Below are 8,881 nucleotides of genomic sequence, written 5' to 3'. Positions count from 1 at the left end.
CTTCGGCAATTCGCTTGGCCTGCTCGCCAGCCTGACCGTTATGCTCTTGCAGAGTCGGCGGCTTCACGCTGACTGCCTCTTCGGGACTTTCGTCAGCCGCCTTGCGAGCCCTCTTCAGCAACAAGAGGTAATGTGATCCGGCGCCCTCTTCCGCACCGTCGGGCGGCACTTTCAGCGGCAGCAGCAGCGATACGACCATGCCTTGTTGCCTTGCCGTGGCGGCTGCGGCTCCACGGGCGGAGGCGCAGGGATACCAATCAGCAGCGTCGTCTTCCTCTTCGGCTTGCTGCTCTGGTTCATCACAGTTCAGAGGTCGAATTTGGTACTCATTATCTCGATGGACCAGCACCGCTCGGCGGCGTCCGGCATTTTCAATTTCCGCTACATCGCTGGCCGGTTCTTTGGCGCTGCTGTCAAATGTCCCTTGTTGCGACAGGCCACCGGCGTCAATAGGCAGAATGATCGTGCGATAGTTCAGCAATTGCTTATCGACACTTGCGAGTTCGCCCAAGGTAGTTAGCTTTGCCTCGCCGCGCTCGGTCAAAATAATCGCAGGCAGCTGTTCCTGACCATTGCGCTTGGCAATCTGTTGGAGTTGCTTGAATATTCTGCCCGTTTGATCGCGCAGGCGTTCTTTTGACTCGATGGAACAAGCCCTAAACCACTGTCGGAGTACGTCTTTTGTAACCTGCGCCGCATCGAGTAACCGGGTCTCACCGCGCCAGGCGATGTAGGTTTCTGGCGGATCATTGGTGAGACCGTGCAGATACGGCGCGACCTCCGGGCGTCCAGGCATTGGCTCTTTAACACTGGTCAGCGACCAGGCGTCGAGCAGGATATCAGTAAGGATGGGGGCGTCCGGCTGTGGCGACCATGCGGCCTCTAACTGCTGCGCGCACATGTCACTCAGGAGACTGCGCATCGCTCTCGGGCTGGCATCGAGGCCGCCGTCATCGTGCTGCGGCAGTCTCCGAAGCGCTTCCGCAGTCGCGAGATGGCGCACAGCTATCCCATCGCTCTCAGTTGGCTTCGTAGCATAACCCTCTACAACCCCGTGGATTTGTGCGACTCTTCCGCTGCCGCCGCGGCGATTGACGCGGCCCAGACGCTGAATCATCGAATCAAGCGTGGTTGAATCACAGATCATGTGATCCGCGTCGAGATCAATACCGACCTCACCGGCGGAGGTACTGACAAGATATATCGTCTGCTCGACGCGTGATTGATGATTGAGAAGAGCGCCGTAAACGAGATCTTCTTCGACCAGTTTGTCCCGCTCGTAGCCACGGATCGTACCGGCAAGCAGCGTAGCACGTTGATGTTTGGCGTCATCGCTAAGCCTTCCTCGCAGTTCCCTCACGACCTTCTGCGCCAGCTCAGGCGAACGAACATAGATCAGTACCTTTGCTGCCTGATCGTTGTATTGATAGGCGAGTTGGGTTAACTGGCGTGCTAAATCAACATCCTTCGGGAGTTCGTGCAAAAGCAAATTTTTGCTAGCGTCGAGCCGCTGCTGGACGATTTCGTCCTGCTCATCTTCTAGAATCAGACTAAACGGTGTTGTTGGTCCTTGGTGGTGCGGAGTGGTTGCCGAAAGCTCGATGACTCGGATCGCGTGAGGTTTAAGGGCCTCCTGTTGCTGCGTATGCGCCACGTTCTGCAACAAGTCACCAAACGCCGGGGTGAGATGCGCCTCATCGTGCACGACGAGCGCGTCTTGGCCGATCAACCCGGCATGCTGGGCGCGCCAGTAGCGACCGTCGCCGTAACCGGAAAACAACAATTTGCTGCCGACCATATCGATAGTGCCCACTATAATCGCGGGACGCGCCGGATCGGCTTTCCATTCGCCGTTGTCGGCGAATTCGCCTCGCAGAGTGCTGATCGCGAGCGGTTCTTCCGAAGAAGCAGCAAGTGATCGCAGACGCTTTGATATTTCTTCCAAATCTTGCGCGTGATTAATCCATGCTTGTTCATGTGGACATCGGAGGCGTTTACGCATGTTCTCCACTACGCCGGTGGCCTGATCAATCACCGTCCGGCGATTAACGATGTAAACCAACCTACGTGGTAGCGTGACTCCGCTACCCGCGCTTGCCTGCGACGCCAACGCGATCAGCCAGATGGGAACGACCGATGTCTTGCCAAAGCCGGTGGGCAGGTTACACACGGAGGGAATATCGCCCGCAAGCATGCGAACGAATAAGCGTTTCTGCCAACGCAGTGGTGAGAAGCCGGTTAGTGAGGCGAAGGAATTCTCAAACTTGAGCATTATTTCTTGACGCAGATATCTTACGAAACCGTCGCGCTAATGAGGCCGGGTCGTCAGCCCCGGAATAACGCTTGCTACTCTCGTTTATACCAGAGAATGAACATGCTTCAATGAGGCCGCGGCGTTTAGCCGCGGATAACGGTAATTCAGGATCGCTACCAGTGCCATTGATGATGCCTAAATAAGGCCAACTACAGGTTACACATAGGAGTTTCACGAGATGGACGCCGCAATCGTAGGTAATTCTTAGCGCTGGCGGGACTCGAACCCGCGACCTCCCTACCGATGCGACTATCTAGAAAACAGGGGCTCCGTCCTACTGAGCTTTTGGCTGTGAAACGAGTGGATCAGTTGATCGTTGAGCGCATGTCCGTCGAAGTCACCTGCTTCGATGCTTTCTTCCAGAGCCTGAACTCGCCGCGCCAGATGCGGCGCGAGTTCAGCGTAGCTCAGGACGCCGAACGTGGTTTCGACGTAGCGAGTGGCGTGCGCTGGTCGTGTTCGGCCTGGAGCATCGCGATGTTCACCGGCTCCCCCTCGAACGCCATGCTCTCCGCGACGTTGAGGGGGATGCGCGCCCAGCGACGCCGGCGCTTTTCCTCGGGAGGAAGCGCCCGCCAATTCATGATTGCCTGTTTCCAAGTCATGTACGAAATTATCAGCTTCGCCATTGGCATGTTCAAGCGCGAACCGTTGCGCCAACTCGTCCATTTCCTCAATAGCCAAAATGGATTCGCTCCAGCGGCAGCGCAGCCCAGCGCCGCAACTGCTCGCGGCGCGCGCCTTCCCACGTGGTAAGCGCCCAATCGATGTCGTCCGCCGGCACAAGCAGTTCCGCGAGCGGGACGTTGAGTTCGCCCGGGAAGGCCCGGCGGCCGCGTTCGGCCCACTCAAGCGCCTCCTGATGCCGGTCGGCGTCGGCGCACAGGCTTGCGACCTCGAAGAAGTGATAAGGGCGGGAGAGGTCGCGCGTCTTGATGGCGATGAGCGCGTCGGTGTCCTGATCGCGACGGGCGAGCATCTCCATAAATGTGAGTGATGGTCGCGCGCGGATATCCCCGCACTGGATTGGCGTCTGCCGGACTCAAGGCAGGCACTTTACTCCAGGCCGCGTTGACAAGCCGGCGATACTGCTCAAGGCCCTGTTCACCCATCAAAGGCGCATACGCGTCGAATTCGACGAGGCCCCAGTCGTCCTTTAACAGGAGATCGAACAGCCCCTTGACCAGCACCTTTGGATCAAGCTCGGCCTTGCGGCATGCCTCGAGATGCAGTCGGCTGATGTCGCGAAGCCGATCACCGAATCCGCCGTCCGAGTCGTCGGTTCGCTCGTAGGTCGCAAACCCGCGCTGCAGTGCGTAGCCGCTGAGCTCGACGACTTTCTCAGCATGGCCGGCCAGAAGAAACTCCGAGAGCATCTCCGCGATAGGATCGACGCGGCGCAATAAGTTGTCCATGGCGTAGTAGTCCACGAACTCGCGCACCGTCATCGCCTTGCGGATCGTAGCCTTGATGACCTTGAAATCGATATCGTCACGCGCCGCCGCACGCATGCGCAGGCGAGCCCGAAGGCTTGCGTCACTGTCGATCTGCGTCATCAGCAACGTCACGAGCGCAGCCTTATCCTCGGCCTCCAGATAGCGGCGGATGGCTTCGAGATCGAACTCGGTGGTGACCTGAGTTGTGAGTTCAACTTGACCTTCATGCGCGGCAAGCCAGGTGAGGCCGGCCGCAACGGCATGCTTGCAGAACGCCCCTTCCGCCACCACCGGACACGTGCAGTTATAGCGGAGCAGGTTTCTCTCAGCTGAAAGGCTTACACGGTACGTATCCGTTCCCTCAACACGCGCCAGCACCGCGGTCCCCTTGTCGATGAGATCGACTACGGCGCCTGCCTCGAAATAGGCTTTGCCACGGCCGTAGGCGCGCTCGCCGGCGAGGCGCGACAGCTTGTCCGATGTAATCAGTTCTGCCAGCACAGGGCTTTGGGTGTGTTAAGCGCCAGGGAGGACGAGAAGTGAGCTCGGCTATTGAAGTTGCATCGTCGTGGCGTTCACAACGGTAGGCAACCCGAACCGGGCGGATCGATTTGACGGGCGGTCCGGCGTGGGAATCCGCCAAGATCGCCAAGGCTTCACGATTTCTTCACCCAGCGAGACTCAGAAAAGGATCGCTTCCATCGATCAAGCGCAACGAATTCGCACCGATCTCCGGTGTCTGCGTTCCAGCACCAGCAACCATCCGCCTCTTCGGCAAGCCACGCGAGCGCATCGGCGAATTCGTCATCGGACTCATCGCGCTCTAATACCCGTGCCCAGAAAATGAATTCGAGATCGGTGAGCCAGGCAGCAGCATAAGCCTCCTCGGACTCATACTCCATTACAAGGCGGAGTGCGATCCTGCCCTCTACTCTCATGCCGAGTTCTCAGACGCTTGCGGCCAGGTGATAGCCGACCTGGCCGGCTTTCTGGCTTTTTAACAGCTCCCAGGTCGCGGGCATCGCAGGTGCGCCCGCGGAGGCCGGCGTTTCAAGATAAATGCGCGCGCCCGATTTCAGCGCGGCGTGGTCGTCGAGGGCGTGACATGTTGGCGCCAGCAAGTCGCTGCCGAATGGCGGATCCAGAAACACGATGTCGAACGGCGCTGGTGACGACGCGAGGTAGACTTGCGCATCGGCCGTGACGATCTCGATCTGCGTGGCGCCCAATTTTTCGCCTTGCGTGCGCAGGTGATCGGCGACCTTCGAATCGGTATCGACCATCACCACCGAACTCGCGCCGCGCGAGGCCGCCTCGAACCCCAGCGCGCCGCTGCCGGCGAATAAATCCAGACAACGGCTGCCTTCGATCATGCCCTGCAGCCAGTTGAACAAAGTTTCGCGTACACGGTCCGGCGTCGGGCGCAGCTCCGGCCGGGCCCGAAAATCGATGCGTCGCCCGCGCCAGGCGCCGCTGATGATGCGCAGGCATTGACGTGGAGGATTGGGCTTAACCTTTCGCGTCACCGCCGACGATGACCTTGACCATGCGCTCAATGTTCAACTGCTTGCTGAATGCCGCGCGGATACGCGCCTGATCAACGGCCTCGACGTTGTGGTTGAAAGTGTCGAGATAGTCCAGCGGCAACTTGTAATAGCCGATCAACGCCAGATACTCCAGGATGTCCGCATTGCTGTCGATGCGCAGCGGAAAGCCGGCCGTGATGTTGCTGGTGGCAAGTGTTAGCTCCTGCGCGGTTGGTCCCTCGCGCACGAATTTGCGCACGGTGTCGCGCGCGACCCGCGCGGCTTGCGTAGCCTGATCGATGCGCGTCTGCAGGCCGATCATGAACGGGCCGGCCACCAGTTCCGGCAGAAAATAGCTGTATACGCTGTAGGACAAGCCGCGCTCGACCCGCACCTCTTTCATCAGTCGCGAGGTGAAACCGCTGCCGCCCAGGATGTGATTGCCGACGTACAGCGGGAAATAATCCGGGTCGCCGCGCGCGATGCCGGGCTGGCCGATGTAAACGTGCGCCTGCTCGGAGGGGAACGGTATCTTAACCGTCCGCGCCTCGGCAAGCGGCTGCACTTCAGGCAATGGCGCGGGTGGCTTGCCCTTCGGCATGCGCTGGTCGATGCGCTCGGCGAGGCGCTCGGCCTGCGCGCGGGTGAGATCGCCTGTCAGCGCCAGCACCCCGTTGCCGGCGACGTAGTATCGTTCGTGAAACGCCTGCACGTCCTTCCGTTCAAGACCGCGCACCGACCGCTCGGTACCGCTCACGGCGCTGGCGAATGGATGCGTGCCGTATACGGCGCGATAAAACGCCCTGGACGCGATAGCGTCCGGACTCTGCGCCTCTTCGCGCAGACCGACCAGGATCTGATTCCTGATACGCTCGACGGCATCCGGCGGGAAGCTCGGATTCGTAAGCGCCCGCATGAAGGTATCGAACGCCGGCTCAAACAGATTTGCGTCACTCAAGGAGCGCAGCGATACCGAGGCCTGATCCAGGCCGGCATCGCCCGCGTATTCGGCGCCGACCTCCTCGAAGCGAACCGCAATCGCGTCCGCATCCAGTTCGTCGCTGCCCTCGTTGAGCAGGGTCGCCGTCATGCCGGCCACACCAGGCTGCTCGCCATCGCGCGCGCTACCGGCGTCCAGCACCACACGCATGTCGATAATGGGCAGTTCCGGCGCCGGCGTGAAATACACGCGCATGCCGTTGCCGGTCGTCCAGTGCTGAATGTTGACGCCGGCCTGCGCCGGCCAGGGCGCGAGCGCCAGCAAAGCGGCTGCCAGCAACCCTCTCGAATAAACCATTAACCGCATGTATTCTCCAGTAGGCAAGTCTTGTATGGGGGGGTAGCGCCGCGCGCTCATTGCGCGGCCTCACTGGCCGCCGGCGCGCGCTTGGCGGCGGGCTGTATGGCGACCGGCTCCAGCACCGCGGTGGTGCGCTTGTCCTCGATGAGATACTTGCGCGCGACTTCGCGCACCTGCTCCGGCGTCACTGCCCGGATATGCTCTATGTATTCCTCGATCGCCTCCCAGCCGACGCCAATGGTCTCCAGTGCACCCAGGGTGGTGGCCTGCGTCATGATCGAATCCTGCGCGTACACCTCGGAGGCAACCACCTGCGCCTTGACCCGATCAAGTTCCGCCTGTGTGACCAGCTTGGTGCGCAATTTATCGATCTCACGGTCAAGCGCCTGCTCCACTTCCGCCATGCCACGCCCGCTGGCGGGGGTGGAATCCAGCAGGAAGAGGTCGTCATAGCGCGAATAAAGATCGTAACTGGCGCCGGCGGAAGCCGCGACCTGCTGCCCGCGCACCAGACGCTGGCTCAGCCGCGAACTGCGACCGGCGTCCAGCACACCGGCTGCCACGGCGAGCGCGTACGGCTCCCATACGTGTTCGCTCATCAGCAATGCCGGCGTTTTGTAAGCCTGCATGAGATACGGCAGCTCGGCGGGCGCCTTGACCACCGCGCGCCGCTCGCCGCGCTGCGGCGCTTCCGGCCGTGGCTCGCGATCCGGCAATTTTTTCGCCGGGATGTCGCCGAAATAGCGCTCGGCGAGCTTGCGCACCGCTGCGGGCTCTACGTCGCCGACCACCACCAGGGTAGCGTTGTTCGGTGCGTACCAGCTGTCGTACCAGCGCCGCGCATCCTCGATGGTCAGGTGCTCCAGATCGCTCATCCAGCCGATGATGGGATGATGATACGGGCCGTGATTGAAGGCCGTGGCGTTGAGCTGCTCATAGGTCAGCGAAGGCGGACTGTCGTCGGTGCGCAGGCGCCGTTCCTCCTTCACCACCTCGATCTCTTTCAGAAACGCGTCTTTGGACATCGTAAGGTTACGCATACGATCGGCTTCCAGCTCCAGCGCGATCGGCAGGCGGCTTCTCTCCAGCATCTCGTAATACGCGGTGTAATCGCGGCTGGTGAAGGCGTTTTCCTCGCCGCCGTTGGCGGCGATGATGCGGGAGAACTCGCCCGCCGGATGCCGCTCCGTACCTTTGAACATCATGTGTTCCAGTACGTGTGACACGCCGGTGATGCCGGTGTGCTCGTCGGCCGAACCGACCTTGTACCAGACTTGTACCACCGCCACCGGCGCGCGGGTATCGGGTTTCACCAGCACCTTCATGCCGTTATCGAGTTCGTATTCATGCGCGTTCAGCTTGAGGCCGGGTTGCTGGGACGAGGTCGCGGACGCGATGCACAGCAAGCCGGCCAGCGCCGCAAGCAGCAGAGTTTTCATTCTCATCGGTTAATGCGTCACTCCAACGGTGTTAGGATTCGCTTAACGCAAAAAACTATTCTCTAGACTTCGCAGATCATGTTCGGTTTCAAACCCAGGCCACAATCCGCGCCCGCCCCGGCGGGCGACCCGGCGCCAAAGCACCACGAGAGCGGGCTGTTCTCGCGTCTGCGCCAGCGCTTGTCCAAAACGGGAGGCAATCTGACGGAGGGCATGGCCGCCTTCGTGCTGGGCAAGAAGGAAATCGACGAAGACGCGCTGACGGAGCTGGAAGACCGGTTGTTGCTCGCCGACGCGGGTGTGGACGCCACGCGCGAACTGGTCGATCGGCTCGCGGCCAAGGTCAAGCGCAGGCAACTGGCGGATGTCGATGCCCTTATGGATGCGCTGCGGATGGAGATGACCGAGCTGCTCGCGCCGGTCAGCCGGCCGCTGATTATCGATGCGGCGGCCAGGCCGTTCGTGATTTTGATGGTCGGCGTCAACGGCGCGGGCAAGACCACCACTATCGGCAAGCTCGCCCAGCACTTGCAGCGCGCGGGTCATGCCCCGCTGCTTGCGGCGGGCGATACGTTCAGGGCCGCGGCCGTGGAACAATTGCAGCGCTGGGGCGAGCGCAATCAGTTGCCGGTGATCGCGCAAGGCCACGGCGCGGACAGCGCCTCGGTGATCTTCGACGCGATGGGCGCGGCGCGTGCGCGCGGGTCCGATGTGCTGATCGCCGATACGGCCGGCCGGCTGCATACGCAGACCAACCTCATGGATGAACTGGCGAAGATTAAGCGGGTGATGTCAAAACTCGATCCCGCCGCGCCACACGAGGTGTTGCTGGTGGTGGACGCCGGCAACGGCCAGAACGCGCTGCG

The 8,881-nt window shown here is 61.0% G+C and carries 8 protein-coding genes and 1 tRNA gene; 3 read left to right on the top strand and 6 right to left on the bottom strand.

Annotated features, from left to right (window positions below; genetic code table 11):
- Together cas3u and H0V34_00040 are read right to left on the bottom strand one after the other, a co-directional pair.
- The coding region (gene cas3u / locus H0V34_00045) for a type I-U CRISPR-associated helicase/endonuclease Cas3 (protein MBA2490148.1) at positions 1 to 2,272 on the bottom strand (2,272 nt) is incomplete at its 3' end.
- 250 nt (positions 2,273 to 2,522) lie between these two features.
- Positions 2,523 to 2,598 (bottom strand) — tRNA-Arg (locus H0V34_00040).
- A gap of 16 nt (positions 2,599 to 2,614) precedes the next feature.
- Between H0V34_00040 and H0V34_00035 the strand changes: the two genes are divergently transcribed.
- Complete coding sequence (locus H0V34_00035) at positions 2,615 to 3,070, top strand: hypothetical protein (protein MBA2490147.1); 456 nt, start codon at positions 2,615 to 2,617, stop codon at positions 3,068 to 3,070.
- A gap of 92 nt (positions 3,071 to 3,162) precedes the next feature.
- Here H0V34_00035 and H0V34_00030 read toward each other — a convergent pair whose 3' ends face one another.
- Positions 3,163 to 4,251 carry a hypothetical protein gene (locus H0V34_00030; protein ID MBA2490146.1) on the bottom strand — a complete coding sequence of 363 codons (1,089 nt, stop codon included), beginning with the start codon at positions 4,249 to 4,251 and terminating at the stop codon, positions 3,163 to 3,165.
- A gap of 110 nt (positions 4,252 to 4,361) precedes the next feature.
- Between H0V34_00030 and H0V34_00025 the strand changes: the two genes are divergently transcribed.
- The gene (locus H0V34_00025) at positions 4,362 to 4,577 is read left to right on the top strand and encodes a hypothetical protein (protein ID MBA2490145.1); all 216 of its coding nucleotides are present in this window, start codon (positions 4,362 to 4,364) and stop codon (positions 4,575 to 4,577) included.
- Positions 4,578 to 4,697: 120 nt separating this feature from the next.
- Here H0V34_00025 and rsmD read toward each other — a convergent pair whose 3' ends face one another.
- From rsmD to H0V34_00010, 3 genes are read right to left on the bottom strand one after another with little or no spacing between them, the layout of a single operon-like run.
- Positions 4,698 to 5,237 (bottom strand): 16S rRNA (guanine(966)-N(2))-methyltransferase RsmD, encoded by a 540-nt coding sequence (gene rsmD, locus H0V34_00020; GenBank protein ID MBA2490144.1) that lies wholly within the window; start codon positions 5,235 to 5,237, stop codon positions 4,698 to 4,700.
- Between the two features lie 22 nt (positions 5,238 to 5,259).
- A complete protein-coding gene (locus H0V34_00015; GenBank protein ID MBA2490143.1) occupies positions 5,260 to 6,582 on the bottom strand; it encodes an insulinase family protein in 1,323 nt (440 codons plus the stop codon).
- Between the two features lie 47 nt (positions 6,583 to 6,629).
- Positions 6,630 to 8,015, bottom strand: a complete 1,386-nt coding sequence (locus H0V34_00010) for an insulinase family protein (GenBank protein ID MBA2490142.1) — start codon at positions 8,013 to 8,015, stop codon at positions 6,630 to 6,632.
- Positions 8,016 to 8,093: 78 nt separating this feature from the next.
- On the opposite strand from H0V34_00010, the gene ftsY reads away from it, so the two are divergent.
- Positions 8,094 to 8,881 (top strand): signal recognition particle-docking protein FtsY (gene ftsY, locus H0V34_00005; protein MBA2490141.1); only part of this gene is annotated, 788 nt, incomplete at its 3' end.

Source organism: Gammaproteobacteria bacterium (assembly GCA_013696315.1).
Taxonomy (GTDB): domain Bacteria; phylum Pseudomonadota; class Gammaproteobacteria; order JACCYU01; family JACCYU01; genus JACCYU01.
This window is presented reverse-complemented; position numbering and strand designations above follow the sequence as displayed.

Bases quoted from the DNA above. Each gene is read 5' to 3' on its own strand.
- H0V34_00015 (MBA2490143.1), bottom strand. From the start codon at position 6,582: ATGCGGTTAATGGTTTATTCGAGAGGGTTGCTGGCAGCCGCTTTGCTG.
- H0V34_00010 (MBA2490142.1), bottom strand. From the start codon at position 8,015: ATGAAAACTCTGCTGCTTGCGGCGCTGGCCGGCTTGCTGTGCATCGCG.